The sequence below is a fragment of the Pseudoxanthomonas indica genome, assembly GCF_900167565.1.
GTDB lineage: Bacteria > Pseudomonadota > Gammaproteobacteria > Xanthomonadales > Xanthomonadaceae > Pseudoxanthomonas_A > Pseudoxanthomonas_A indica.
The window spans coordinates 326,777-352,565 of record NZ_FUZV01000001.1 but is presented as its reverse complement, the minus strand read 5'-3'; the positions used below and the strand labels follow the sequence as shown (position 1 = coordinate 352,565).

Sequence of the window (25,789 nt, the reverse complement as noted above, 5' to 3'; positions counted from 1 at the left end):
CTTACCCTGTGGGCAGCTCATCCGCAGGCAAGGTCATGGCGCGCCACTTCTCGATGCTCCGCGATTTCCAGCTGGCCGACTGGTTCACCCTCGGCAACGCGTTCTGCGGCACCGGTGCGGTGTTCGCGGCGATGCGCTTCCTGCAGGAAGGGATCATCCGCGACCTGATGATCGGCATGGCGCTGATCCCGCTGGCTTTCATCTTCGATGCGCTCGACGGGCGCGTGGCGCGCTGGCGCAACCAGGCCTCGGTGCTGGGGCGCGAGCTGGATTCGCTGGCCGATGTCATTTCCTTTGGTGTCGCTCCTGCCGCGCTGGCCTATGCCTGCGGCATGCAGGGCGGTTGGGACTGGCTGGTGCTGTCCTACTTCGTGGCGTGTGGCGTCAGCCGCCTGGCGCGCTACAACGTCACCGCCGAGTCGCTGTCCGGCGAGGACAGCAAGGTCAAATACTTCGAGGGCACGCCGATCCCGACCAGCCTGCTGCTGGTGGTGGTGCTGGCAGTGGCCGCGTACCTGGGCCATATCGGCCCCGAACTCTGGCTGGGCGGCTGGCGCCTGGGGCCGTGGCTGCTGCATCCGCTGGTGCTGCTGTATGCGCTGTCGGGCACGCTGATGATCAGCAAGACCCTGCATATTCCCAAGCCCTGACGCGCCAGCGTCATGCAAGCAACGCCGGGGCTGGCTAGAATCCGTTGAAACGGAGGACACATGGCCGATTACGCACCCCCCGGCGCCGGCGATTTCGATGCGATGGCCCGGCAGTACTGGAACCTCTGGGGCGACGCCCTGCGCCAGTGGAGTGGCGGCGCGCCTGCGCCCACCCCGGCGCCAGGCTGGCAACAGGCCTTGGACTGGTGGTCCAAGCTCGTGCCCGGCGGCGCGCCGGGTGTGGACGATGTCGTGCAGCGCTTCCGCCATCAGAGTGGCGACTGGTTCGGGCAGATGCAGCAGCTGGCGGCGCGCTTCGCCGGCCAGGACGCTTCGGCCGCCGACGTCGCCCAAGCCTGGAAGCAGATGCTGGGCGTGGACCTGGGCCATGGCCCTTGGCGCGATTTCCTCGGCGGCCTGCAAGGCGGCGGCAGCGGCGGTTTCGACAGCTGGTACCGGCAGGTGCGCCCCTACATCGACAACCTGCAGCGCGAAGCCGAGCGCTGGATGCATCTGCCCACCTTTGGGCCGATGCGCGAACACCAGGAGCGCTGGCAGGGCCTGGCGCAGGCGCAGCAGGATTACCAGCGCAGCCTGCTCGATTACGAACAGACCATGCTGCATGTGGCGCAGCTGGCCTTGGCGCGCTTCGAAAGTCTGCTGGCCGCGCGCGCCGAGCCGGGCCAGCAGGTCACCAGCGCACGCGCGCTGTTCGACCTGTGGATTGACGCTGCCGAGCAGGCCTATGCCGAAGTGGCGCTGTCGCCCGAGTTCCGCCGCGTTTACGGAGCGCTGACCAATGCGCAGATGCAGCTGCGCCTGGCGGTGACCACCGAGATCGAACAGATCTGCCTGCAGCTGGGCATGCCCACGCGTACCGAGGTGGATTCGGCCTATCGCAAGATTGCCGATCTGGAACGTCGCCTGCATCGGATGGAGCGGCGCGGCAAGGCGGAAGCGGCAACGCGGCAGGCCAATGCGGCGCCGGCGCGCAAAGCCGCGGCACCCGTGCAGGAATCGCCGCGCCAGCGTCCGGTGGAAGCGGATTCCGGCGAGCGGGTCGCGGCCAGCGTCAAACGCACGGCCGCGCCGCGTCGCGCTACAGCGGACAAACGCAAGGCCGCCGTCAAAGTCTCCAAAGCGAAGCCGAACACCGGCAAAGCGCGCGTGGCTGCACGTTCGGCTGCTCCGGCCAGCAGGACCGCAACGGCGCCGGTCGCCGAAGCAAAGCCGGGCAAGGTGGCTAAACCCGCCACGACCGCCAAACCCGGCAAGTCCGCGCCGGTGGTGTCGATGAAAGACTGGGTGGCGCGTTATGCCGGCGACGAAGACAAGAAGCAGGCAGGCAAGAAGCAGGGACGCCGTAAATGAGAAGCCCCTTGAACATCAGCGTCGACGAACTGGCGCAGGAAGCCCTGACCACCCAGCACAAGCTGGCCGCCGGCCTGAAGACGCTGCCGGAAGTGGAAGACGTCCACTACGGCGCCACCGCCAAGCAGGAAGTCTGGCGCGACGGCAAGGTGGTGCTGTATCGCTTCATCGGTGAAAAGCCAGCCACCGCCAAAGTGCCGCTGCTGATCGTGTATGCGCTGGTCAATCGTCCCTACATGGTCGACCTGCAGGAGGATCGATCGCTGGTCAAAGGCCTGCTGGCACTGGGCGAGGACGTGTACGTGCTGGACTGGGGCTACCCGGATCGTTCGGATCGTTTCCTGGAGTTGGGCGACTACATCCAGCGCTACATCGACGGCGCCGTGGATTACCTGCGCGAACAGTTCGATCGCGACGCCATCAACGTGCTCGGCATCTGCCAGGGCGGCGCGTTTTCGCTGTGCCATGCGGCCTTGAACCCGGACAAGATCAAGAACCTGATCACCATGGTCACGCCGGTGGATTTCCATACCCCGGACAACATGCTCTCGCACTGGACCCGCGAGATGGATGTGGATCTGTTCGTGCAGGCAATGGGCAACGTGCCGGCCGACATGATGAATGCCTGCTACCTGATGCTCAAACCGTTCAGGCTCAACCTGCAGAAGTACGTGGGCCTGGTGGATCTGCTGGATGACCGCAAGGGAATCGAGGATTTCCTGCGGATGGAGAAGTGGATTTTCGACTCCCCGGATCTGGCCGGCGAAGCCTTCAGGCAGTTCATCACCCAGTTCTACCAGCGCAACGGCTTCGTCAACGGCGGCATCGAGATTGACGGTGAGGCGGTGCATCTGGCCGAAGTGACCATGCCGGTGCTGAACATCTTTGCCGAGCAGGATCACCTGGTGCCGCCGGATGCCTCGCGCGCACTGGCGCGGCTGGTGGGCACCGACGACTACACCGAGTTGAGCTTCAAGGGGGGGCACATCGGCATCTATGTCTCCAGCCGCGCGCAACGCGAAGTGCCCAGCGCGATCCACCAGTGGCTGGCCGAACGCGCGCGTTGAGGATCATGTCACCCATGCGCCTGCTTGCGACGTCCTGTCTGTGGCTGCTGTGGCCCCTGCTGGCCGATGCGGCCCCGTCAGCCCAGGCCCAGCGCGAAATCCGCGGGCTGATGGATGCGTTGTCGCAGTCGCAGTGCAGCTTTCAGCGCAATGGCAGCTGGTATCCCGCCGACAAGGCGCGCGCGCATCTGCAGCGCAAGTACGATTACCTGCTCAAGCGCGACCTGGTCGACACCGCCGAGCAGTTCATCGATCGCGCCGCCAGCCGCAGCAGCATGAGTGGCAAGGCCTACCGGGTGCGCTGTCCGGGCCAGGCCGAGGTGGATGCCGCCAGCTGGTTTGGCGGACGCCTGAAGGCGTTGCGGGATTCAGGCGGCGCGGCGCACTGAAGCGTAGACTGCCGGCGACCACCCCGGGGAGCCATGCGATGAATGCCGTGACCAAACCCTTCGCCCGTTCCTTGAACGACCGCATGCTGGCCGGGGTCATGGGCGGTATCGCCCACCGCTTCGGCTGGAATTCGACCCTGCTGCGCGTGGTGTTCGTGATTGTCTCGATTGCGTCGGCGGCCTTCCCGGGCATCCTGGTCTACCTGATTCTCTGGCTGCTGATGCCCAACGAAGCGGATTGAGCGATGCGGCCTGTCCTGCGTTGGCCCCTGGCGATCGTCGGCGCGCTGTGGGCATTGCCCAACACCCTGATTGGCCTCGTCGCCGGCAGCCTGGCCCTGCCATTCGGCGCGCGGGTGCGCTGGAGTCGGCGCGAATGCGCCCTGGTGTTTCATTCGTTTCCGTGGGGGCCGGGCGGGGCGATCACCTTCGGCAACAGCATCCTGCATACGGGCGCCAGTCTGGATACGCCCTGCAAACCCTACCTGTCGCCCGATGAGGGTTGCACGCTGGCGCCGATCCGCATTGGCGATCACGAGCGCGCGCATGTGTTCCAGTACATGGTGCTGGGGCCGCTGTTCCTGCCGGTGTACCTGGCCTTTGGAGGAGTGAGCGCACGCAATCCGTTCGAGCGCGCGGCGGATCGTTACGCGCTGACCGGGCGCGGCTGGTGGCCGGGCTGAGGCTGATTGGCTGACCGGCTGTTGCTTTTCACATCCTGCTCGCAGCGCAGGGCATAACCTGCACGTGTCGAAGGTTCCTACGGCCAATGACCGGAACGAACCGACGAAGGAAGGCCCAGCCCTCCGGGAGCATTCCCGGAATGACTGGGCCTTCTGCATTTTGGGCGCCGCCAGCAGACCCGGCGGCGCGCAGAGGGTCAGCTGGCGCGTTTACGTGCCGTCTTGCGGGTCGCCTTTTTCACCGCTTTCTTTGCTGGCGATTTGCGCGCGGTCTTCTTGGCCGCTTTCTTCGTGGCCTTCCTGGCTGGTGACTTGCGCGCGGTCTTCCTGGCCGCCTTCTTCGTGGCCTTCTTCGCAGGTGACTTGCGCGCGGTCTTCCTGGCCGCCTTCTTGGTGGCCTTCCTGGCTGGTGACTTGCGCGCAGTCTTCTTGGCTGCCTTCTTCGTGGCCTTCTTGGCGGTCTTCTTGGTGGTCTTCCGGGTCGACTTGCGGCCGCTGCCCTTGGCGCCGCCGTCCTGCTTGTTCACCGTGGCCCAGGCAATGCGCTCGGCGGCTTCTTCCGAACGACCTTCCTTGCGCTCGCTTTCCTCGATGTGTTCGGCCTGGCGCTTCTGTTTGTCCGAGTAGGACGATTTGTCACCACGTGGCATGGGAGCCTCCGCATTCTGCTGACGGTGGGCCGAACTTAGTCGCCGCGCCGTCGCTGCAGGATGAAGAGATCAGCGTTTGTCGAGGCGATCGAAGGAGAACAGCTTCGCCAGCGGATGCGCACGGCGTTCGATCCTGGCGCGCAACAGTCCGGCGCCGATCTGGCTGTAGGTGATGCCATTGCCGCCGTAGGCCATCGCGAAGTGCACGCGCGATCCGTGTTGTGGGTGCGGGCCGAAGAACGGCAGGCCGTCCCTGGTTTCGGCGAACGTGCCGGCCCAGGCAAACGCCGGGCGCATGTCCAGCTGCGGGAACAGTTCCAGCACGCGGGTGGCGAGCTTGGCCGCTTTCTTCTTGACCCGTGCATCGCGCCGCGCAGGCACGTCGACGGCGTCGTCCTCGCCGCCCACCACGATGCGGTGGTCGCTGGTGCTGCGCAGGTAGATGTACGGGCGGGCGGACTCCCAGACCATCGTGCGCTTCAGGAAATCCAGGGCCGCCGGATCCTGCGGGTCGGTGACAAAAGCATAGCTGCTTCGATTCTGCGCGACCTTGCGGTCGAGCCACTGTTGGCTGGCATAGCCGGCCGCCACCACCACCTGTTTGGCGCGTACTCGCTGGCCCTGTTCGGTCCACAGCAGTACGTGGCGCGGTTGCGCCTGCAGGCGCACCATCGCGCTGCGGTCAAAGACGCCGCCGCCGCGTTCGGCCACCCGCTGCAGCAGGCGATGGGCCAAGCGGTAAGGGTCGACCCAGGCGGCCTGGCTGCTCAGCAAGGCCGCCGGGGCATTGAGGCCGAAGCGATCGCGCACGGCATCTCCGGGCAGGTATTCGAGCTTCAGCCCGATGTCGCGGCGCGCGGCATGTTCCTGCGCGAGCACGCGCGCATGGCGCCAGCGGCTAGCCAGGTACAGGCTGTCGGCGCGCTGGTAACCGACGTCACGCAGCTCGCGCGCGAGCACGCCCAGTTCGCTGACAGCATCGGCGCAGGCCAGGTAGGCGAGGGCGCCATCGGCTTGGCCGTACTGCTTGATCAGATCGATCAGGTGGGTATCGATTTCGTATTGCAGCAGCGCCGTGCTGGCGGCGGTACTGCCCCAGCCGATGTCGCGCTGCTCCAACACCAGCACGTCATGGCCGGCATTCTGCAGATGGTCGGCGATCAGTGCCCCGGTGATGCCCCCGCCGAGTATGGCGATGTCGCAGTCGCGATCCTGGTCGAGCACGGGAAACGCGCGCATCAGGCCGTTCTTGACGGCCCACCAGGGGTAACCACTTTTCAGATCCAAGCGCGGGCTCCCCGCCTTGCGCTGGACACGCCGCGTGGGGCGGCGTGTTGACTCATGGGCGCGGCAAAGCGCCCTGCAGGAACAGGTCGACCGACATCAGCGCCTGCGCCTTCAGCTCATCGGCGTCTACATGATCCACGAAGCCACTGGCGATGCGGATGATCACGTTGCCGAACATCATCATGTAGAACACGCTGGCCGCGGCATCGGCAGAAGCCAACTGCAGGCGACCGGCGTCCATCTGTTGCTGGAAGTAGGTGGTCAGGATACCGCGCACTTCGGCCACGGACTGCTCGAAGAACCAGTCGCGCAGGCCCGGGAACGACTCGCCCTCGCCAATCACGATGCGATAGACCACCCGCGATTCGGTCTTGCCCATGGACACGGCGATGCGCAGGGCAATTTCGCGCAGGGCTTTTTCCGGGGGCATGTCCGCCAGGTTCATGTCGCGCAGGATGCCGACGTGGCTGTCGAGACGGCGTTCAAGGATGGCGTGGGCCAGGCCTTCCTTGTCACCGAAAATCCGGTACAAGGTGGCCAGGGAGCCGCCGGCGCGGGCGACAATCTCGCTGAGCTTGGCGTGCTGGTAGCCCTTCTCGGCGAAAACTTCGGTGGCTGCGTCCAGGAAGCGTTCGGCGCGCATCTCTCCGCGTTTGCAGAGTTCGATGTTGCGCCTGCTGCGCAGGACGGTGCTGGAACTGATGAGACGTGATGCTGTGGTGCCGCGAAAATCGGTAGATGTGCTCACTGGCTGTACCGGTGGTAGTTGGCTGGAGCCCCGCAGGGCCAATGGTCAACCGCCCGAATGTGTCCCCTCGTTGTCAACTGCCATTTGGCAGGCATGACCCACATTCGTTTCGTCTCGTACTGATTCGATTCAGGTATAGCACAACTTTTCGGGGACACCCAATATTTTTTTTACTTTGGGCCTCAAATCGACGGAATCCCGTATTCATCTCGTCGGATCGTGCCCGGTTTGGGGTTAGCGCTATCGGCCGGCCGATGGGGTTGCGATAGTTTTGGGGGCTGGCCGGTGCCGGTCCATCCCCCGGAAGCCTCCGTCCGGAGGTCATGCCGGGGGCGGCTGGACCGGAATCGCCGAGATCGACCGGCGCAGGTCGTGCAGGGGTTCCTGCGGCACGGTGATCAGCCCGGTGCTGGGCCGGTCCAGGTCCAGGACCAGGGTGCCGGCCAGCGCGATCAAGAGCAGCAGCAAGGTGGTCGCGCGCCGTTGCGAGCCCCGCTCGTAGCCCACCAGGGCCGCCGCGATCAGGGCAAACAGCAGCAGCATCCGCAGGATGCGGGCCGGGATGTGCGCCTGGCGTTCGGCGTGGCGGGCGGCGGCCAGGTCGATGGCCTCGTTGGTGGTGGTGACGAGCAGGGAACCGCGCGGCGAATCGCCATAGGGCGCCACTACCCGCATCAGCAATGACCACAGCTCGCCCTGCAGCACCTCGGTCTTGGCGAATTCCGCGTTCTCGGCCCACCCGCTGGCGCCCTCGCCGTATTGGATACGGGCGTCCACGTAGCGGATCAGGAGCGCCTGCATCTGCGCGCGGTCCTGCTGCGCGAGGAGGTCGGTCCGCAGCCAGGTCGTGCCAATCGCATTGGCTTCCTGCACCACCAGCTGCCGGCGGCTCTCGTAGCGGTTCAAGGCGATGGAAAAGGAAAACCCAATCAGCAGCGCCAGCATGCCCAGCACCGAGTTCATCGCGAAGGTGTCGTCATTTTCCTCGCGGCTCGGCTTGAGCCTGCGCCGGGCCACGTAGCCGACTTCGCGCGCCGCCACCAGGGCGATGAACAACAGCACGCCGATCAGCCACAGCGGCATGGAAAGGAAGTCGAAGGACGTCAGCGACACGGCGGGCCTCCTGGGCAGATGCGGCGCCGGCCAGGTCGATGCCGCCGCGCCGATCGCAACGTTAGCGAAAGGGCGCGGCATCAGTGCTCAGTAAATGTACTGGACAAAAAAAGGAGGCGCGCCGCGCCTCCCACCCTCAATGTATATAACGCCGGGGGGCTTGCAGCAAGCCCCGGCGCGTGATGCAGCATCGCCGGCCTGTCGCCAAGGCAGCCAAGCGGAGTAATGCAATGACGCAAGAGCCGATCTACTACCACGGCACCCGGGCCGATCTGCAGCCGGGCGATCTGATCACGGCCGGCCATGCCTCCAACTTCGGCAAGCGCAACCAGGCCAGATTCGTCTACCTGACCGCGACCCTGGATGCGGCCATCTGGGGCGCGGAACTCGCCGTGGGCAGCGGGCGCGGGCGCATCTACATCGTCGAGCCGACCGGCGAAATCGAAGACGATCCCAATCTGACCAACCAACGCTATCCCGGCAATCCCACCTTGTCGTACCGTTCGCGTCAGCCCTTCCGCGTGGTCGGCGAGGTGAAGGAATGGCAAGGCCACAGCCCGGAACGGTTGCAGGAAATGCATGATCGCCTGGCGGTCTTGAAAGAGCAGGGCATCGAGGCCATCGAGGACTGACTTCCACCCATTGAGGAACTCCGGCCCATGCACGATGATCTGCAACGCTTTGTCGAGGCACAGCAGCAGGTGTATCCGGTCGCCTTGAGCGAAGTCGGGCAGGGCCGCAAGCGCACGCACTGGATGTGGTACATCTTCCCGCAGTTGCGTGGGCTGGGTCGCAGCGCGATGGCGCACACGTACGGCATCCGCGATCTGCAGGAAGCCAGGGACTATCTCGCGCATCCGGTGCTGGGCGCCAGGTTGGAAGAAATCACGCGCGCGGTGGTGCGTTCGGGCGTGGCCCCGCGCGAGATTTTCGGCGATGTCGATTACCTGAAGTTCGTCTCGTGCATGACCTTGTTTGCGCGCGCTTCGAATCCGGAATCGGTGTTCGCCTCGGCGCTGGGAAAACTCCCCGGACCTGACCACCAGACCGAGGTACTGCTGGCACAGGCGGACTGAGGTGCGACCGGCGCCATCGACCTGCATCCGGACACGTCGATGCCCCAGGCAGAATCCCGTCGCAGCGGCGGGGCCGTGACTTCCGGGCGGTGACAGCGGGCAGGCCCGGCGTTCCAATGCAGCCTGCCTTCCCGGAGCATCGCCATGGCCCTGGCCCGATACGCCTTCACCCTGCTAGCACTTGCTGCGTTGCCCGCGCATGCCGCCACGCCCGCGGAGGAAGGCGAACAGATCCGCAGCGCCGATGCGCAGTTCTGGCGGGCCTACAACGCCTGCGACACCGCTGCGATGGACCCGCTGATCTCGCAGGACGTGGAGTTCTACCACGACAAGGGCGGGCTGACCCTGGGCCGCAAGGCGCTGGTCGATTCCATCCGCAACAACCTGTGTTCCAACCCGGACTTCCACCTGCGTCGCGAGCTGGTGGAAGGCAGCCTTGAATTCCATCACCTCAACGGCGGTTACGGCCTGCTGTCCGGCACGCATCGTTTTTACGTGTTGGAAACCGGCAAGCCCGAACGCCTGGATGGGCAGGCGCGCTTCACCACGCTGTTCAAGCTCAAGGACGGCGCGTGGCAGATGCACCGGGTGTTGAGCTATGACCATGGGCCGGCCCAATAGGCTCACCCGTCACCCGCGCAAGCTGCGTCGCCCCCGCGCCGCTTCCATCCGGTGACGGCCCGCCAGGTCGATGCTGCGTGCCTTCACCGTCCGCAGGAACAACCATTCGCTGCTGACCTTCTGCGGCGTCACGTCGACCATCATGTAACCGCGCCGGCTGGTGTCGGCCCAGACCAGTTCCGGATTGGCTTCCACGAAGGCGCGGGCGACGCGCGCGGGATCCGCGCCGATGGATCCCTCCATGCCGTTGGACGTCACCGCATGACCGGCGAACTCGACGCCTGCCGGTTGCCCGTCCTCCTGCAACGAATACGCCCAGGCGTTGTGGCTGTCGCCCGACAGCATCACCAGATCGGCATCGGCCTGTTGCGCGGCGCGCAGCAGGCGTGAGCGCGCCTGCGGGTAGCCATCCCAGCGATCCATCCACATCGGCACACCGAGTTTGGACGCGCGCACATCGCGCTTGAACTTGGCGACGGTCTTCTCGCCCGCTTCCGGCCGCACCCAGTCGGGCAGGGACGCAGGCATCAGGGTGCGCCCGATGATCGTGGCCATGCCGAGCAGTTGCCATGTGGAGGTACGCGCGTTGTCGCGCAGTGCCTGCGCCAGCCACAGCTCCTGCTCGCTGCCGAGCATGGTGGCGGCGGGATCCTGCCAGACGCCATCACGGAACTGTGCCAGCGCCACGTCCGGATTGCCGGCCTGATGGGCGGCGGCCAACTCCGCGCCGGGTGGGCGGGTACGCGCCAACAGCCGCGACTCGGTGCGGTACAGGGTCGCGAGGCTGCCGATCGGATAGGCCTTCCACGGTTCTTCCGATACGGGCAGCCATTCGCGATAGGCCTGCACCGCCGCCGCGCGGCGGGTATTCCAGTCGCCATCGGCATCGGGCTGGTGGTTCTGCGCGCCGCCTTCCCAGCTGTCGTTGGTGATCTCGTGGTCGTCCCACAGCGCGACCATCGGCGCCAGCTGGTGCAGCTTCTGCAGGTCCGGATCAGCGCGATAGCAGGCGAAGCGCAGGCGGTAGTCGAGCAGGCTGATCATCTCGTGATCGTGCGCCGGCAAAACCTGGCGCGCGGCGACGCGATCCTTGTCCTTGTACGCACCGATGCCGTATTCGTAAATGTAGTCGCCGACGTGCAGCCACAGATCCAGATCCTCGCGGGCCGCCGCATGCGCGTAGGCGTTGAACCAGCCCATCGGCAGGTTGGAACAGGAAAACACCGCCAGGCCGAAGCGATCCACCTGGCCCACTGGCAGGGTGCGGGTGCGGCCGACCGGCGACATCGATCCATCCGGCGCGATGAAGCGATAGAAGTAGCGCGTGCCCGGTTGCAAATCCGCCAGCCGGATCTTGGCGGTCCAGTCACGCCAGCCGCCGGTGCGCACGCTGCCGCCGGCAACCACGCGGGTAAAGCCGGCATCCAGCGCGATTTCCGCACGCAGATCCACTTCGTCCACGCCTGCGGCAGGCACGTAGCGCGTCCATAGCAGCATGGCGTCGGCGGCGGGTTCGCCACTGGCCACGTTGTGGGTGTAGCCCTTGGCGGCAAAAACGTCGGCGGCGATGCTGCGGCCGAGCGGCAGCATCAGCGCGCCCAGGCCGATGCTGCCGCCGATGATCAGGCGGCGACGATCCAGTTTGAGGCTCATGGCTTGGCCTCCGCCGCGACGGGCACGAAGGGGTGCGAGGCATCGCCACTCCAGCGCATCAACTGCAGCACCGCGCCGTGCGCGCCTTTGCCGCCGGTGTTGGTTGCCAGCAGGTACTGGCCCGGGCCCACGGGTTGGAAGCCGACATCGGCCTTCTGCTGCCAACCGCGAATGCCGGTCGCGGCGTCATGCAGACCGTCATCGGCCAGGCTCAGCACGCTGGCCTGCTCCCAGCCGGAGCCGTTAGCGGCAGGCACGCCCGGCAAATCGGCCGCGCGCGGCGGGATGCGGGCATCGACCGCAAACAGGCCGTAATTGGGGAACGCTGCCTTCTTGCCGCGATACACGCCCAGCCACCAGCGCTGCCGTGCATCGTCGTAGGCCAAGGTCTGCACGCCGTAACTGGTATTGCCCGTATGCAGGAAATACTTGCCGCGCAGATCCACCGGCCCACTGTGATGGGGCGAGGCTTCCGTCAATGGCTGAGCGAATTTGCCCCAGTCGCTGACGTCGTACTGCAACAGCACCTGGTGATCGTTGTCGCTGCGTGCGGTGTTGGCATAGATGCCGTAGGCGACGGTCAGATAGCGCGGGCCATCCGTGCGACCAAATGCCGGGCCGAAGCCAACGCCATCGATGCCCGAGCAGCCGTAGCGGTGATCCGCGGTGTCGGCGACGTTGCCGTCGAAGCGACCATCACCATCGACATCGGCGGTGTAGTCCTTGGCCACTTCGGCCAGGTAGACCGTCTGCATCAGATCGCTGCGGCTGGCCTGCATGCCGATGCGGTCGATGCGCGACACATCGATGACGGCGATGTAGAAGGCCTGGTCGTCCTTGTATTCCAGCGAGCCGTAGACCTTGCCGTCGGCGGCGTTGAAGTCCAGATCGCCCAGGTGCCCCGTCCACCCTTGCAGCGTGCCGACCAGCGTGCCGTCGAAGGCGACCTTGGCCAGCAGCGTGGTGAAGGAGTAGTAGACAAAGCCGTTGCGCTCATCCACGGCGATGCCCTGCACGTGGCCGGCGTCCCAGCTGCCTGCCTCCTGGACCAGGGGCAGCGCCGGCGTCGTAGATTGTCCGGCGTAGGCAGGGACCACCGGCGCGCAAGCGAGCATGACCCCGACGAGCAGCCTCGGCATGCCCATGCGCGCCTGCCATCCCGCGCCGACACTGCGGCGCCGTTGCCACCAGTAAGAGGTGGCCATGTTCAGAAGCTCGCCTTGATGCCGAGATTCCACATCGAGCCGTACACCGTGTACTGCTGCACGCGGCTCTTTACGTTGGAGTAGATGATGTCCGGCTCGTTGAAGATGTTGCGGCCGGCCAACTGCAGTTCGACGTTCTTGCTCAGCTTGTAGCTGGCGCTGATGTTCCAGAGCTCGCGCGAGGTGTGGTACAGGATGCCGTTGTTGGCGGTGGTGGGCGTGTTGCTGAGCGCGCTGACCCGGTAGTCGCCCTGGCGGTTGCCGTTGATCTGCAGATCGAAGCGGCCATAGTTGTAGCGCACGCCCCAGTTGGCGATCTGCTCGGGCACGTTCTGGCGTTCGCCATCCGGTCGCACCGAAGTGAACGAACCATACAAGCTCAAACCACGCAACGCGCCCGGCAGGAAGGTCAGCTGCTGGCTGTATTCCAGGGTCAGGCCTTCATTGGTGCTCTTGCCCGGCACGTTCTGCGCGCTACGAAAGGTGTAGCCGGCGTACTCGTCCGGATCGAAGCCGACGTCTTCCGGATCGACCGTGATGCCGGTGACCTGCATGTCGGTCATGTCCAGCTTGTAGTACGACAGGCCGACAATGCCCGACGGCTCCAGGTAGTACTGCAGGCTGGCGTAGTACTTGGTGGAATGCTCGGGCTTGAGCTCGGGATTGGGCACGGTGACGATCTGGGTGTCGTCATTGACCGAGACCACGCCGCCCAGGTTGCCGTAGTCCGGGCGCAGGATGGAATCGCTGAAGGCCAGCTGGCCCACCAGCTTGTCGGTGAAGTCGTACTTGACGCCGCCGCTGTAGAACCAGTCCGCGTACTCGCCATGGCGGGTCGAGGTCTGGCCGTTGTGGTACTGGTACATCAGGCCTTCGACGGTGCTGACCGACAGGCCGGCGGCGGTGACTTCGCTGACCGGGCGCACCATGGCGATGCGCGCGGCGGTCTGGGTTTTCTCGTAGCGCACGCCCAGGTCGAAGCGGGCGTCGCCGATGCGGGTCTGCGCCTGCAGGTAGCCGGCATCCACCTGTTCCTGGATGCGCTTGTTGTTGTCGAACTGGCGCTTGAGGTTGCCCACCGTGTCCGGCACGAAATACTCCGGGTGATCCCGGTAGATGTCGTACATGGCGTAGTGGCTGTCGGCACGCCAGTTCTGCTGGTTCATGTTGCCGGCGTTGAAGCCGATGATGCCGAACTGGTAGTTGTGGGTCCACGGGATCACCGCCGCCGGATCACGCTGGCTCAGATCACCGTTCGGGCCCACGTACTGGAACTGCTGGTACGAACCTTCGTTGGTGCGCCAGTCGTTCTTGCGGCTGCCCAGGCCACCCATCAGGGTCACCGGCAAATCCTGGACGGTCAGCTGCTTCTTCAGATCCAGGTAGCCGCCATATTGCTCGTTCTTGGCGTCCGACTCGGCGGTGCGGATGTTGTTGCCGATGTCCGCGTCGAGGTTGAAGTTGCTCGGATCACCCCAGGGCCGGCCGGCGGTCTGGGTCAGCTGCCAGGCATTGGACGATTCGTTGGGCCGATCCAGGGTGAAGCCGATGCCGGTCAGCCAGCTGTCGGTGCGCTGGAAAAAACCCTTGCTGTTGTCGCGGAAATTGAATTCCGAACTGGAGTAGCTGCCACGCAACGTGGCTTCCAAGGTGTCGCTCTTGAACTCCAGCTTGGGCGCCAGCGTGTAGGTGGGCGTGCCGGCGTAGCGGTGCGAGTACTCGGTGCGGATGCGGGTGTTGGTGCCGTTGGGATTGACCACGATATGGGTGGGCGTGGAATCCGGCGTGGCGTAGGACGTGGTGGCGGTACCGAAGTACAGGTACTGGTACTGGTTGAAGTACTCCACGTCGTAGAACGAATAGGTGCTGCGCAGCGACAACACCAGCTCGTCGGTCAGCTGGAAGTCGGTGCTCAGGTTGGCGGCGGTGCGGCTGGTCATCTTCGGACCGGGGCGCCACATGACGCGATACGGCAGCACGCGGCCATCGGCCAGGTAGGACCAGTCGGTCTGGATGCGATCCTGCTGCACGTAGTTGGCGTTGTAGCTGGTGTTGAACTCCACGCCGAACCGGCCGTCCAGGAACACGTCGGCATAGCCGAACTGACCGGAGGGATAGATCGTGGAGTGCTTCTTGTCGTCGGGGAAATACTTGCGCGACAGGGTCGAGTCGGAGGTGCCCACGGCGCCCAGCTGGAACACCAGCTGGCGGCCGGTGCGATTGAACGCGTACTTGCTGCGCAGGTTGATTTGCCCACCCGGCGAGTCGGCGTCCATGCTGGCCATCAAGGTGTTGTTGAGTTCGATCGACTCGATGCCGGTGATCGACATCTGCTCGAACGAGTTCTGCCGGCCGGAGTTGTTGTTGGAGGTGGCGGTGGCCATGCGCGCGCCATCGATGGTGAAGGTGGAGTACTTGGGATCGAGGCCGCCGATGCGCACGGCGGTGGCGTCCACTTCGGTGTAGTCCAGCGAGATGCCCGGCATGGATTTCATGAACTCGCCGACATCGCCCATGGTCAGCGCGCCGTAGTTGTCGGCGGCCACCACGTTCTTGGCGTTCATCGCGGCGCGGCGTTCCATCAAGGCGCTGGCAGTGCCTTCGCGCTTGGCGGTGACCTGGATCATGTCCATCTCGGTGGCATCGCCACTGCCGGCGGCGGGGCCGCTGTAGGCGGGCACCTTGAGCGCGACATCAAGCGTGGTGATCTGGCCGGCCACCACGTTGGCCACGCTGCGCGCCTCCTGCAGGCCGGTGTACTTGACCACGATCGTGACCGTGCCCGCCGGCACGCCACTCAGGCGAAACACGCCGCCATCGCTGGAGTAGGCGACGATGGCCGTGCCTTCCACGCGGATCTCGGCATTGCGCACGTATTCGCCGGTGGCGGTGTTGAGCACGCGCCCGCGCACACCGCCGGTGCTGGTCTGCTGCGCGCTGGTGCTGCGTGCGGCGGCGCCGCTGGCGCTCTGCAGCAGGATGACGTCGTTCTCGTCCGAGCCGATGCTCAGGCCCGTGCCCTGCAGCAAGGTGGCCAGCGCCTGGCGTGCATCCATCTCGCCGACGATTGCCGGGGTCTGCAGACCTTGCAGCGATTCGGCCGGTGCGACGATTTGCAGTTGCGCCTGGCGGGCCAGTTCGGGGATGGCCGTCACCGCGGGTTGCGCGGGCACGTTGAAGCTACGTTGCTGGGCGATGGCCGGTGTCGCCAGCACGGACGCGATGGCGGTGACCAGCAGGGCTCTCTTGCAAGCATTCATGGCGTGGGTTCTCGTAAGCGGAAAGTGACAGCACTGAGAACCAAGAGGCGTGGCGGAGGTAGGCTCCGCTATCCGTCAAAAAAATTTAATGTTTGCGCTCGAGCACGATGCGTTCGCCATCCTGACGCACGTCGGCATCGAAGACGTCGGCAATGGCGTGGCTGAAGCCGAGTGGATTGTTGGCGGCGAACAAACCGGCGACGTGCAATTTGGCCAACTGCGGATCGGTGATCACGATCGGGGTATCGCTGTAACGCGCGAAGATATCGGCCGCCTGCGCCAGGGTTTCGCCTTGCAGCGCGATCTTGCCTTCGCGCCAGGCCAGTTCGCGGCCCATCTGGCTGCTGCCCAGCGGACTGACGCTCCATGCCTGTGCCGCGTTGGCCGGCAGCGAGACGCCGGTGTTGGAGGACAGGGGCAGCGGCAACGAGGGCGCCGCCGCCAGCAACAGCTGGCCACGCTGCACCAGGATCTGGGTGGGCTGGTGCGCCAGCTTGCGGATGAGGAAGGTGGCCGAATCAGCCTGCATGCGCCGGCCGTCCACTTCCACCGAGGTGGGCAGGGCGGTGCTGCTGCGCTCGACGAGCACTTCGCCGCGCAGGATGCGGATGCGCCGCTCGCCTTCGTCTTCGAACACCTGGATGCGGCTGTCGGTGTTGAGTGTCACCGTGGTGCCATGGCCCAGCGGTACCGTGCGCATCTCGCCCTTGGCGGTGGCGTAGGCGGTGGGCATCTGCAGTGTGGCCAGCAAGGTCACCGCGGTCAGCAGCGATGCCGCGATGGCGCCGCCCCACGGCACCCAGCTGCGACGCTCGCGCGGCCTGGGTTGTGGCGTCGTAGTCGTCATGGCGGCTTGAAAACCGGCCGGGTCGAACCGTGGCCCCAGCGCCTGCGCCGATTCGCTGCGCAGCCACAGCGCCTTCGCACGCAGGTAGGCGCCGCGACGGCGACGGTCGCCCGCCAGCCATGCGTTGAGCTGTTCGGTATCGCTGGCCGAAGGCGGCGCACGGTCCAGCCGCGCCACCCACTGCGCTGCGATCCGATCAATGTCCCGGCTGGTTTCGCGCTCTTCCATTGGCACGCCTTTTTTCCCGCTCCAGCTGTTTAGAGGTTTTGGCGGGTGGGTTTCCGCCACTGGCGAACCAATCTCCCAACCAGCGGATGCCGCGGACGATATGTTTCTCCACGGTGTTCTCCGACAGTCCCATGCGTTCGGCGATGTCGCGCTGGGCCAGGCCGTGCACCCGGCGCAGCACGAAGGCCTCGCGCGTCTGTCCCGGCATGCTGGCGATCACTTCGCCCAGCCGGCGCAGCTCGTCATGGGCGATGGCGCTCTGCTCTGGAGTGGCGGCGGCATCGGCAAATTCGATCCGGCCCAGATCCTCCACTGCCAGGATCGGCACGATGCGTGCCCGCCGGATGTTGCGCACCAGCAGCGAATGCGCCACCTGGAACAGGTAGGCGCGCGGATTGAGGATGTCCTCGACGCTGTCGCGCTCGGCCAGCACCGCGTAGCTTTCCTGCACCAGATCATCGATGTCGAACGCGGCCTGCGCGCGCCGATGCGCCAACCAGCCACGCAGGGCGGGTTCGTGCGGCAGGATGTGGCGCAGGAACCAGTGTGTCCGTGCAGCGTCATCCACAACGGTTTTGCTGTTGCTCCCAACAGCCGACGATTCCGACACCCAGCTTTCCCCGAGACCCCGCAGGCAAACGATCCGGCGAGGCTAGGGCATCGGTATGACAGCGGTGTTGCAGGTCGGGTGGGCTTACACCTGGCGGCGGCACTCCACGCTCACGACCTGGCCCGTGTCGGCCACGTCCACGATGAGAATCGTCGACTCGTCCATGGCGCTGCGTTGCGAAGGCGAAATGCCGCAGTGCTGATCGTGCACTGCCCGATCCAATGGTGCGGGTTGCGAGGTTGCATCGCGCGTATCCCGCAGCAGGTTCCAACGCGCCAGGGCGAAGGTGACCAGCCAGGCCACCAGCAGCAGCACGACCGACAGGAAGGGCACAATGTCGCGGACCAGCTCACCCTTGGGCCAGGGCGGCGGCGCATGCGCGACCCCCAGCCCGTCCAGCGCGGCATACAGCAGGGCCAGCCCCAGCAAGCGCAGCAGATACAGCAGGTAGAGCCAGGCCAATACGGTCAGGGCGACGTCGCGCAATCTGATCGTCCATGGTGTCGGTGCGCCTTCAATCAGTGGAGGCCATTTCATTCGCGCAACCCCCGGTCCGGACTGATCCAGCGTCCGCCCTGGCGGCGGCGCAGCAGCGCCAGCGGCAGGCCGACGATCGCAGCCAGTGCCTGCAGCACCCAGAACACCAGCGGATACCACACGATCCAGAACAGCTTGCGCATGATGCCGGGCTCGAAGCGGCGATCCAGCGCTGCGGCGACACCGGCCTGCAGCAGGTAGTGGATGGCCAGGATCAAGCCGAACTGGCCCGGCAGGAAGCCAATGCCATGCAGGCCGACCCAACTGCCAACCCCGAACGAATGCACCAGGGCCGCGAGCAGCGCAATCAGCGTGGCATAGGCCCACACAATCGAGACCGCCCAGTTGATCCAGATCGGCCACATGCGGCTGCCGTGACCGCGCAGCATCCGGGGCAACGCGCGCAACGCCACGCCGGCGCCACCTTCGCTCCAGCGCAGCCGCTGTCGCCACAGGCCGCGCAAAGTCTCCGGCGTCAGGATCCAGGCCAAGGCCTTGGGCTCGAAGGCCATGTGCCAACCCGCCATCTGCAGGCGCCAGCTGAGGTCGACGTCGTCGGTGATCGAATCGACCGACCACCAGCCCGCGTCGTGCAAGGCGCGCTTGCGATAGGCGCACACCGCGCCCGAGGCGGTGAACAGCGCGCCGTAGATGCTCTGCGCGCGCTTGATCAAGCCGACGATGCTGGAGAACTCGCCGACCTGCAGCTGGCCGAGCAGGGTGGTGCGGTTGCGGATGCGCGGATTGCCGGTGATGCCGCCAATGCGCGCATCGTTCTGGAAGCGGCGGATGAACCAGGTGAGCGCATGTGGATCCAGCAGGGTGTCGCCGTCGATGCAGACCAGAATTTCGTGCCGGGCCACCACAGCGCCGGCGTTCATCGCGCTGGCCTTGCCGCCGTTGCGCGCCAGGTGCACCACGCGCATCTGCGGAAAGCGCGCGGCGGCGGCTTCCAGGCAGGGGCCGGTGTTGTCACGGGAACCATCGTTGATGGCGATGACTTCGAAGTCGGGATAGGCCACGCGCGCCAGCGCACTGAAGGTCTCTTCCACCTGATCCTGTTCGTTGAAGCACGGTACCAGGATGGACACGGGCGGACTGCGTTGCAGCGGTGGCGGCGTGGCAAACGAAGGCTCGCCGCGCTCGCGCAGCAGGTGGAACAGGATCGCGCCGATCGCCCAGTACCAGGCCATCACGAACGGATAGCCGAAGCAGAGCAGGTCGATGATCAGCTCGGCGTCTTTCCAGCTCATGGCGCATACCCCGGCGGGAGCGAGTCGCGAGCGGAAAATTCGGGTGCGATGGAGAGGGGAGGCAGGCCTGAGTGAGGATAGTCGGCCTGCCAGCCAAACTCCGTGCCGCCCTGCGCCTGGAACGCACGGATGGACCGCACGAAAAGCGCGGGAGCAGCCGGTGAGTCGGCGCTCCACAGGATGCCGGTGCGGCGCGACAGCGGAGCATCCAGCACGAACGCAGGCGAGCGGCCTGGCGCCTGCAGCCGACGTGCCACCAGGGTAAGTTCGGCGATGCCGGACGCGGGCAGCTGCGCTGCCGTGTCCGGCGCCAGCCAGAACAGTTCCAGCCCGGGCCGTGCGCGCTCGGCGAGGCGGAATGCCTGCAGCGCCAGCGCATCGCCGCCAACGCCTTCGACCTGCGCAATCGCGTCGCGGCGTTCGCGCACGTCCCAGGGTGCATCGTCCGGGCGCGCCGGATACAGGACAGGTGCCTGCATGCCTTCCAGCAACAAGGCGTCGAAGGGCACATGGCTGGCCAGGTCCGCATACAACGCCAGTACCTGCCGGGAATCGCCGAGCGTGGCCAGCGCCGCGGCATGTGGCAGCCTCGCCACGATCTGCACGCCGGCTCGTGCGCTCATCTGCGCGCTGAAGCGGGACAGCAGGTCCTGCTCCACGGGTACCTGCGACGTCGGGAACCAGGCGCTTTGCACGCGGCCATCGTTGGACAGGCTCACCGCGTCCAGCAGGACATGGGTGGCGCCCAGGGCGACCAGCTGTTCAATCAACTGGCCCAGCTTTTGATTGGTGGCCTCGGCATCGGCGCCGACGAAGCTTTGCGGATCCACTTCGACCAGTCGCCGCGCCGGTGGCCACGGTTCGGCCATGCGCAGGTCGTGGATCATCAAGCCCAGATTCTTGTCCCCGGCCGGCATGAATCGACTGATGTGCAGTGGGTGCGCGGCGTCGGCGGGCCCGCGCGCCAGCGTCAGTGCGAACTGGAATCCGAGGCTTGATGCCTCCTCCAGCGCCGCCTGGTTGTAGCGGCCGTAGGGCCATACCAGCGCACGCGGCGCCCTGCCAAGTTCCTGCTGCATGCGGGTGCGTGCACGGACCAGGTCGGCGCGGATGCGCGCGCGGAATTGCGCGTCGGTCTCGTAACGGCCGTGCGCGTACTGCCGTGTCTGCGCGGCAGGCAACAGGTTTCCCTGCGGATTGGCCGGCAACAATGCATGCAGACCCTGGCTGTGCGAGGCGAACTCGATCAGGCCGGAGGCCTGCATCTCGCGCGCCTGCGCCCAGGTGATGAAATGGGAACGTGGCACACGCTGCTGCCCATACTCGACACTGTCGCCCGCCGGGGTGTCCATCCAGTCACCCACCAGCGCGGCCACGACGGGCGTCCGGTAAGCCAGCGCCAGCGGATACACCCGCGTGTAGAGGCTGCGATAGCCGTCGTCCACGGTCAGCAGCACCGCGCGTGGCGGCAACGGCTGCAGACCGCGTCGGGCGCGTTCGATGTCGTCGAGCGAAATCGCGGTCCAGTCGTTGCCGGCCAGCCATTCGAAGAACCCGCCCAACTGATCGCTGGTGACGCCGTCGTCGTCGAGCTCGGCCGGATTGTCCACCACGTCATGCAGGGCGATGGCGACGAAACGCTGCGGCGCGGGGGGATGTGCGGCGACTTTGCCGGCCATCAACGTTGCCAGCAGCAAGGCAATCAGCAACAGGGCAGAGTGCGTTCGGACCATGGCTAGAACCGCTGCTCGAAACGGATGAAGGCGGTGAGCGAGCGCTCGGCGTCGCCGTCGTAAATATGCCTGGCCCAGGCAAACCCGTATTCCCAGGCCGTGCGCGGATCGTGGCTGTAGGTCTGCGAATACTCCACGCCTCCCACATCGCCACTGCCGAAGCCGGACTGCCAGTAGCGCCCGTAGTTCGCCAGCACTCGTTGCCGCAGGCTGCGCTGGTAACGCCGCCAGATCAGGTGCCTCACGTCGACACCGAGGCTGAAGGACGCATCGCGTTCGGGATTGAAATAGGCGGTATCGCGCAGGGAATTGCGCGAGGCGTACAAGGTCGGATGCAGCAACACGTCCAGGCCTGGCTGGTTCACGATTCTGCCGAGATAGTCGGCCGTCGCCTGCCAGCGGCGGTTGCCATCACTGAAGTCCAGCAGGGCGGTTGAGAACGATGCGACGTGCTGATCGTCCCAGGCATGGGCGATGCGCACGCCGTAGGCATCTGCGCGCACGCCGGCCTGGATAGCGCGCAACGGCGTGTCGGCGGAGAACCGTTGCAGATCCGCAGCCAGGGTCCAGTGATCATCCGGTTGCCATTGCACGCTGGCGTCGGCACCGCCGTGCTCGAGCAGGCCCTGATTGGACCAACCAATCAGTTCGAAAGACAGGTCGGACCAACGTCCTTCGATGCCTGCGCCGTAGCGATTGCGGGTCAGGGTTTCGTGGTCCGGTTTGTCCACCTCGCGCTCGGCGGCGGCCAGCAATCGCCAGTTCTCGCGCAAGGGCGGCGAGTACAGCCGCAGCGCACCGGTCATGCCGCTGCCGGGGGCCGTGCTGCCGCCGCCTTCTGCACGTCGTGGCGCAAACGACAGCAGCACCTGCGCGTCGTTGTGCGCGCTGACCTCGTCCTGCAGCCGCCGCACCTGCGAGTGCGTCGGCCGCGCTAGCGCCATGCGTTCGATCCGCGCCGCCGCCGACGCCCAGTACCCGCGCCGCCACTCCGCGTTCGCCAGCTCGAACTGCGCCGTCGGGTCGGCCGGCGCCAGGCTCCATGCCACCAACGCCTCGTGGTGTGCTTGCCGGGGCCAGCCGCGGGCCGCGGCGATTGCGCTCATCTCCCATCGCAGCGACGGTGAGGCAGGTGCGGCATCCAGCAGCGGGCGTACCCGTTGCCACGCCTCCAGTGGCATGTCGGCGTAGCGGCGGACCTGCGCGGCCAGCAGCTGTGCGTCGAGCCAATCCGCATCCGGTTGGGTGGCCGTACTGGCGCCGACACGCTTGCGCGGCGCGCCTTCGGCCGCCAGCGCATCTGCGGTGGCGAAGGCAGCGGCAAAGTCTTCGGTTTCCACCTGCGCATAGACCAGGCCCACGCGTGCCTGGCGATTGGCCGGATCCGCTTCGAGTACGGCGAGATAGCTGGCGAGTGCCTGTTCCGGCCGTTCCAGCGCAAGCTGCGCATCGGCTTGCGCCAGCCGGACATAGGCCGGCAGCGGCGCGGCGCGTTGCAAATCTTCGGCCAGCGCCAACGCTTCGGACCAGCGTTCGCGATTGCGCAGCGCCACCACCAGATCGCATAGCGACCGTCGTTCGGCTTCACGGTCGGGGGGCGTGGCGCTGCGTGCTTCCGTGGCCAGGCGTTGCAGGAGCGCGATGGCGGCGTCGGTTTGCGCGAACGGTTGCGTCGGATCGGGTTCTTCCACCTGTGCACCCCAGCGCACCCGCTCGGCAGCTTGCCCGCCGCGCACGGGGAATCCCGGGGTTTCCAGCACGTTTGCGGCAGCCTGCGGCGCGCCGAGCTGCATCAGCACATCGGCCAACGCGTTGCTGGCTTCGCGATTGGCGGGTTCGCGCGCGTGTGCAAGCGCGAATTTCTTCAGGGCCAGATAGCGGTCGTCATCGCGCAGCGCCGAACGACCTTCCTGCATGAGCTGCGACACGCCGGTTTCGTCCGCCCAAGCGAGCGGGGCAACCCACCCGGTCGCCGCTGCAAGGCACCACGCTAATGATCGGAGTGCGCCGTCCATGACCCTGGGCCTGACCGCGGCGCGATTACATAAGGGCCAGCAGCGTTAGGCGGGTGTGAAGCGCGGGCGGCGGTTTCGTCGCTTCATGCGGAGAAGGAAAATCGGCAGATGTGGTTACTCCACCACACCAGCGCGCGCCGACAACGCTTTCGCCGCAGCTGTGCCTTTGCGTTCGCTGTAGCGATCCACAAGATAGTCGGATCGGCCACGCACGAGCAGGGTGAACTTCACCAGTTCCTCCATGACATCCACCACGCGGTCGTAAAAAGGCGAAGGCCGCATGCGACCGTCGTCGTCGAATTCCTGCCACGCTTTCGGCACGGACGACTGGTTGGGGATCGTCAGCATGCGCATCCAACGGCCAAGCAAGCGCAGCGTGTTGACCACGTTGAAGGATTGCGAACCGCCACTGACCTGCATCACCGCCAGGGTCTTGCCTTGGGTCGGTCGAACACTGCCTTCTTCCAGCGGCAACCAGTCAATCTGGTTCTTGAACACGCCGGTGATCGCGCCGTGGCGTTCGGGTGAAACCCAGACGTGGCCGTCGGCCCACAGCGCCAGCTCGCGCAGTTCCCGCACCTTGGGATGATCCTTGCCGACGCTGTCCAGCATGGGCAGCTCATGCGGATCGAACATCCGCGTCTCTGCGCCGAGCCGACGCAGAATGCGCTCGGCTTCGAGCGCCAGTTTCCTGCTGTAGGACTGCGGGCGCAGCGAGCCATACAGCAGCAGGATGCGTACGGGGGTGTCGTGGTCAGTGGCAGCGAGTAACTCGTGACAGGGGCCGGGCAGCAGGTCCGGGTCCAGGTTCGGCAGGAGGGGTGAGGGCGGTTGTGGGTTCGTATCCATTCGATTATTCTAGAACTATGGAAACGAATCAGGCAATCACCGCACTCACCGCCCTCGGTCACGTCACCCGCTTGTCCGCGTACCGCTTGTTGGTCGAAGCGGGCAGCAACGGCCGCATGGCTGGCGAAATCGCCGAGGCGCTGTCGGTGCCGGGCGCGACGCTGTCCTTCCACCTGAAGGAACTGGTGCTGGCCGGGCTGGTGGAATCGGAAAGCCGGGGGCGCAACGTCTGCTACCGCGCCAACTACGCGGCAATGAACGGCCTGGTGCAGTACCTGACCCACAACTGCTGCGGCGGCGAGCAAGCCGACTGCGAACCGACCCGAGCCATCGACTGCGCCTGCTGAGCGCCCACAGGAATCCCCATGAAGCGACGAGTGCTTTTCCTCTGCACGGGCAATTCCGCCCGTAGCGTATTGGCCGAGGCGACCTTGCGAGCCTGGGCCGGCCACCGATTCGAAGTCTTCAGCGCCGGCAGCAAGCCCACCGGCCAAATCAATCCGTTCGCGCTGGACCAACTGGCTGCCGAAGGCATTGCGACAGCAAACCTGCGCAGCAAGTCCTGGGACGAGTTCGCAGACGCGGACGCAAAGCCGCTGGATCTGGTGATCACGGTTTGCGACGCGGCGGCGGCTGAGACCTGCCCGGTGGTGTTCGGCGACTTCATCCGCGCCCATTGGGGATTGTTTGATCCGGCCGATGTGCAAGGCGATGCGGTGGCGAAGGCGGACGCCTTCCGCCAGGCTCATCGCATCATCCAGGCGCGCTTGCTGGCGTTCCTGGCGATACCGGCTGACGTGTGGGACGACCGCGCTGCCTTGAAGGCCGCATTGGACAAGGTGGGTTTCGTCGAGCCGGAGGACGAGCGTGTCGCATGAGCCGGGCTCGATCGGAATTTTTGAAAAGTACCTGACCCTGTGGGTCGCGCTGTGCATGGCCGGCGGCATCGCGCTCGGTCATGTGGCGCCAGCCGCGTTCGCCCGTTTGGGCGCGATGGAAGTGGCGCAGGTCAACTTGCCGATGGCCGTGCTGATCTGGGCGATGATCCTGCCGATGTTGTTGCGCGTGGACTTCGGCGCCATGCGCGATGTCGGCCGGCACTGGCGCGGCATCGGCGTCACGCTCTTCATCAACTGGGCGATCAAGCCGTTCTCGATGGCGCTGCTGGCATGGATCTTCCTGCGCCACGTGTTCGTCGATTGGCTGCCCGCGGATCAAATCGATTCCTACGTGGCCGGGCTGATCCTGCTGGCGGCGGCGCCGTGCACGGCGATGGTGTTCGTCTGGAGTCACCTGTGCCGCGGCGATGCCAACTTCACCCTGAGCCAGGTGGCATTGAACGACGTGATCATGGTGGTGGCGTTCGCGCCCATTGTCGCGTTGTTGCTGGGGCTGTCGTCGATTTCGGTGCCGTGGGCGACCTTGGCGCTGTCGGTGGGCCTGTACATCGTGGTGCCGGTGATTGTGGCGAGCGTGCTACGCCGCTTGCTGCTGGCCAAGGCGGGCGTGGCTGGACTCGATCATGTGCTCGCCTCGCTGCAACCCGTCTCGATGGCGGCGTTGTTGCTGACGCTGGTGTTGCTGTTCGGATTCCAGGGAAAGCAGATCATCGAACAGCCGCTGGTGATCGCGTTGCTGGCCGTGCCGATCCTGCTGCAGGTGTACTTCAACTCCGGCCTGGCTTACCTGTTGAGCAGGAAGCTGGGGGTTGAACACGCAGTGGCAGGGCCATCGGCGTTGATTGGCGCCAGCAATTTCTTCGAGTTGGCGGTGGCCGCATCGATCAGCCTGTTCGGCGTGCACTCCGGCGCCGCGCTGGCCACGGTGGTGGGCGTGCTGATTGAAGTGCCGGTGATGCTGTCGGTGGTGCAGGTAGTGAACCGGAGCCGGGGCTGGTACGAAGCCGGGAGGTCGGCAGCCGCATAAAGAAAAACCCCGACAAGC

26 protein-coding genes are annotated in these 25,789 nt (G+C 65.8%); 12 read left to right on the top strand and 14 right to left on the bottom strand.

Annotated elements, in window-relative coordinates; genetic code table 11:
- Positions 1-35: 35 nt before the first annotated feature.
- The 6 genes from pssA to B5X78_RS01625 are packed head-to-tail and all read left to right on the top strand — an operon-like array spanning position 36 to position 4,160.
- Complete coding sequence (gene pssA / locus B5X78_RS01650) at positions 36-650, top strand: CDP-diacylglycerol--serine O-phosphatidyltransferase (protein ID WP_079722749.1); 615 nt, start codon at positions 36-38, stop codon at positions 648-650.
- A gap of 60 nt (positions 651-710) precedes the next feature.
- The gene (gene phaE, locus B5X78_RS01645) at positions 711-2,021 is read left to right on the top strand and encodes a class III poly(R)-hydroxyalkanoic acid synthase subunit PhaE (protein WP_079722748.1); all 1,311 of its coding nucleotides are present in this window, start codon (positions 711-713) and stop codon (positions 2,019-2,021) included.
- Positions 2,018-3,088, top strand: a complete 1,071-nt coding sequence (locus tag B5X78_RS01640; RefSeq protein WP_079722747.1) for a class III poly(R)-hydroxyalkanoic acid synthase subunit PhaC — start codon at positions 2,018-2,020, stop codon at positions 3,086-3,088. Before phaE ends, B5X78_RS01640 begins: the two co-directional genes overlap by 4 nt.
- 14 nt (positions 3,089-3,102) lie before the next feature.
- Positions 3,103-3,477: a YfeK family protein gene (locus B5X78_RS01635; protein WP_139381350.1), complete on the top strand. Its 375-nt coding sequence runs from the start codon at positions 3,103-3,105 to the stop codon at positions 3,475-3,477.
- Positions 3,478-3,515: 38 nt separating this feature from the next.
- Positions 3,516-3,719 carry a PspC domain-containing protein gene (locus B5X78_RS01630; protein ID WP_079722745.1) on the top strand — a complete coding sequence of 68 codons (204 nt, stop codon included), beginning with the start codon at positions 3,516-3,518 and terminating at the stop codon, positions 3,717-3,719.
- Positions 3,720-3,722: 3 nt separating this feature from the next.
- Complete coding sequence (locus tag B5X78_RS01625) at positions 3,723-4,160, top strand: hypothetical protein (RefSeq protein ID WP_079722744.1); 438 nt, start codon at positions 3,723-3,725, stop codon at positions 4,158-4,160.
- 197 nt (positions 4,161-4,357) lie between these two features.
- On the opposite strand, the gene B5X78_RS01620 is transcribed toward B5X78_RS01625, so the two are convergent.
- The 4 genes from B5X78_RS01620 to B5X78_RS01605 form a co-directional block, all read right to left on the bottom strand.
- Complete coding sequence (locus B5X78_RS01620; RefSeq protein ID WP_079722743.1) at positions 4,358-4,810, bottom strand: hypothetical protein; 453 nt, start codon at positions 4,808-4,810, stop codon at positions 4,358-4,360.
- A 69-nt stretch (positions 4,811-4,879) separates the two neighbouring features.
- Positions 4,880-6,097 (bottom strand): NAD(P)/FAD-dependent oxidoreductase, encoded by a 1,218-nt coding sequence (locus B5X78_RS01615; protein WP_079722742.1) that lies wholly within the window; start codon positions 6,095-6,097, stop codon positions 4,880-4,882.
- A 52-nt stretch (positions 6,098-6,149) separates the two neighbouring features.
- Positions 6,150-6,845, bottom strand: a complete 696-nt coding sequence (locus B5X78_RS01610) for a TetR/AcrR family transcriptional regulator (protein WP_139381349.1) — start codon at positions 6,843-6,845, stop codon at positions 6,150-6,152.
- A 321-nt stretch (positions 6,846-7,166) separates the two neighbouring features.
- Complete coding sequence (locus B5X78_RS01605; RefSeq protein ID WP_139381348.1) at positions 7,167-8,039, bottom strand: bestrophin-like domain; 873 nt, start codon at positions 8,037-8,039, stop codon at positions 7,167-7,169.
- 149 nt (positions 8,040-8,188) lie between these two features.
- On the opposite strand from B5X78_RS01605, the gene arr reads away from it, so the two are divergent.
- The 3 genes from arr to B5X78_RS01590 all read left to right on the top strand — a co-directional run bounded on the left by arr (position 8,189) and on the right by B5X78_RS01590 (position 9,655).
- Positions 8,189-8,590: an NAD(+)--rifampin ADP-ribosyltransferase gene (arr, locus tag B5X78_RS01600; RefSeq protein ID WP_217698629.1), complete on the top strand. Its 402-nt coding sequence runs from the start codon at positions 8,189-8,191 to the stop codon at positions 8,588-8,590.
- A gap of 27 nt (positions 8,591-8,617) precedes the next feature.
- On the top strand, positions 8,618-9,034 hold the full coding sequence (locus B5X78_RS01595; protein ID WP_079722738.1) for a DUF1810 domain-containing protein: 417 nt from the start codon (positions 8,618-8,620) through the stop codon (positions 9,032-9,034).
- Positions 9,035-9,178: 144 nt separating this feature from the next.
- Entirely contained in the window at positions 9,179-9,655 is a 477-nt protein-coding gene (locus B5X78_RS01590; protein ID WP_079722737.1) for a nuclear transport factor 2 family protein, read from the top strand.
- A 9-nt stretch (positions 9,656-9,664) separates the two neighbouring features.
- On the opposite strand, the gene B5X78_RS01585 is transcribed toward B5X78_RS01590, so the two are convergent.
- From B5X78_RS01585 to arsH, 10 genes are all read right to left on the bottom strand, one after another.
- Complete coding sequence (locus B5X78_RS01585; protein ID WP_079722736.1) at positions 9,665-11,308, bottom strand: alkaline phosphatase D family protein; 1,644 nt, start codon at positions 11,306-11,308, stop codon at positions 9,665-9,667.
- Positions 11,305-12,513, bottom strand: a complete 1,209-nt coding sequence (locus B5X78_RS01580; protein ID WP_079722735.1) for a hypothetical protein — start codon at positions 12,511-12,513, stop codon at positions 11,305-11,307. Before B5X78_RS01580 ends, B5X78_RS01585 begins: the two co-directional genes overlap by 4 nt.
- Positions 12,514-12,515: 2 nt before the next feature.
- Complete coding sequence (locus B5X78_RS01575; RefSeq protein WP_079722734.1) at positions 12,516-15,773, bottom strand: TonB-dependent receptor domain-containing protein; 3,258 nt, start codon at positions 15,771-15,773, stop codon at positions 12,516-12,518.
- Between the two features lie 85 nt (positions 15,774-15,858).
- Positions 15,859-16,848 (bottom strand): FecR family protein, encoded by a 990-nt coding sequence (locus tag B5X78_RS01570; RefSeq protein ID WP_079722733.1) that lies wholly within the window; start codon positions 16,846-16,848, stop codon positions 15,859-15,861.
- A complete protein-coding gene (locus B5X78_RS01565; protein WP_079722732.1) occupies positions 16,817-17,416 on the bottom strand; it encodes an RNA polymerase sigma factor in 600 nt (199 codons plus the stop codon). Before B5X78_RS01565 ends, B5X78_RS01570 begins: the two co-directional genes overlap by 32 nt.
- Before the next feature lie 126 nt (positions 17,417-17,542).
- The gene (locus tag B5X78_RS01560; protein WP_139381347.1) at positions 17,543-17,995 is read right to left on the bottom strand and encodes a hypothetical protein; all 453 of its coding nucleotides are present in this window, start codon (positions 17,993-17,995) and stop codon (positions 17,543-17,545) included.
- A complete protein-coding gene (gene pgaC, locus B5X78_RS01555; RefSeq protein WP_079722730.1) occupies positions 17,992-19,248 on the bottom strand; it encodes a poly-beta-1,6-N-acetyl-D-glucosamine synthase in 1,257 nt (418 codons plus the stop codon). The genes B5X78_RS01560 and pgaC overlap by 4 nt, the downstream gene beginning before the upstream one ends.
- Entirely contained in the window at positions 19,245-20,981 is a 1,737-nt protein-coding gene (gene pgaB, locus B5X78_RS01550) for a poly-beta-1,6-N-acetyl-D-glucosamine N-deacetylase PgaB (protein WP_079722729.1), read from the bottom strand. The genes pgaC and pgaB overlap by 4 nt, the downstream gene beginning before the upstream one ends.
- Before the next feature lie 2 nt (positions 20,982-20,983).
- Complete coding sequence (pgaA, locus tag B5X78_RS01545) at positions 20,984-22,909, bottom strand: poly-beta-1,6 N-acetyl-D-glucosamine export porin PgaA (protein ID WP_176140750.1); 1,926 nt, start codon at positions 22,907-22,909, stop codon at positions 20,984-20,986.
- Positions 22,910-23,110: 201 nt separating this feature from the next.
- Positions 23,111-23,845 (bottom strand): arsenical resistance protein ArsH, encoded by a 735-nt coding sequence (gene arsH / locus B5X78_RS01540; RefSeq protein ID WP_079722727.1) that lies wholly within the window; start codon positions 23,843-23,845, stop codon positions 23,111-23,113.
- Between the two features lie 17 nt (positions 23,846-23,862).
- Between arsH and B5X78_RS01535 the strand changes: the two genes are divergently transcribed.
- The 3 genes from B5X78_RS01535 to arsB are packed head-to-tail and all read left to right on the top strand — an operon-like array spanning position 23,863 to position 25,771.
- Positions 23,863-24,192, top strand: coding sequence for an ArsR/SmtB family transcription factor (locus B5X78_RS01535; protein WP_079722726.1), 330 nt, complete (start codon positions 23,863-23,865; stop codon positions 24,190-24,192).
- Positions 24,193-24,210: 18 nt separating this feature from the next.
- On the top strand, positions 24,211-24,723 hold the full coding sequence (locus tag B5X78_RS01530) for an arsenate reductase ArsC (protein WP_079722725.1): 513 nt from the start codon (positions 24,211-24,213) through the stop codon (positions 24,721-24,723).
- A complete protein-coding gene (gene arsB, locus B5X78_RS01525; RefSeq protein WP_425478683.1) occupies positions 24,713-25,771 on the top strand; it encodes an ACR3 family arsenite efflux transporter in 1,059 nt (352 codons plus the stop codon). The genes B5X78_RS01530 and arsB overlap by 11 nt, the downstream gene beginning before the upstream one ends.
- Positions 25,772-25,789 lie beyond the last annotated feature (18 nt).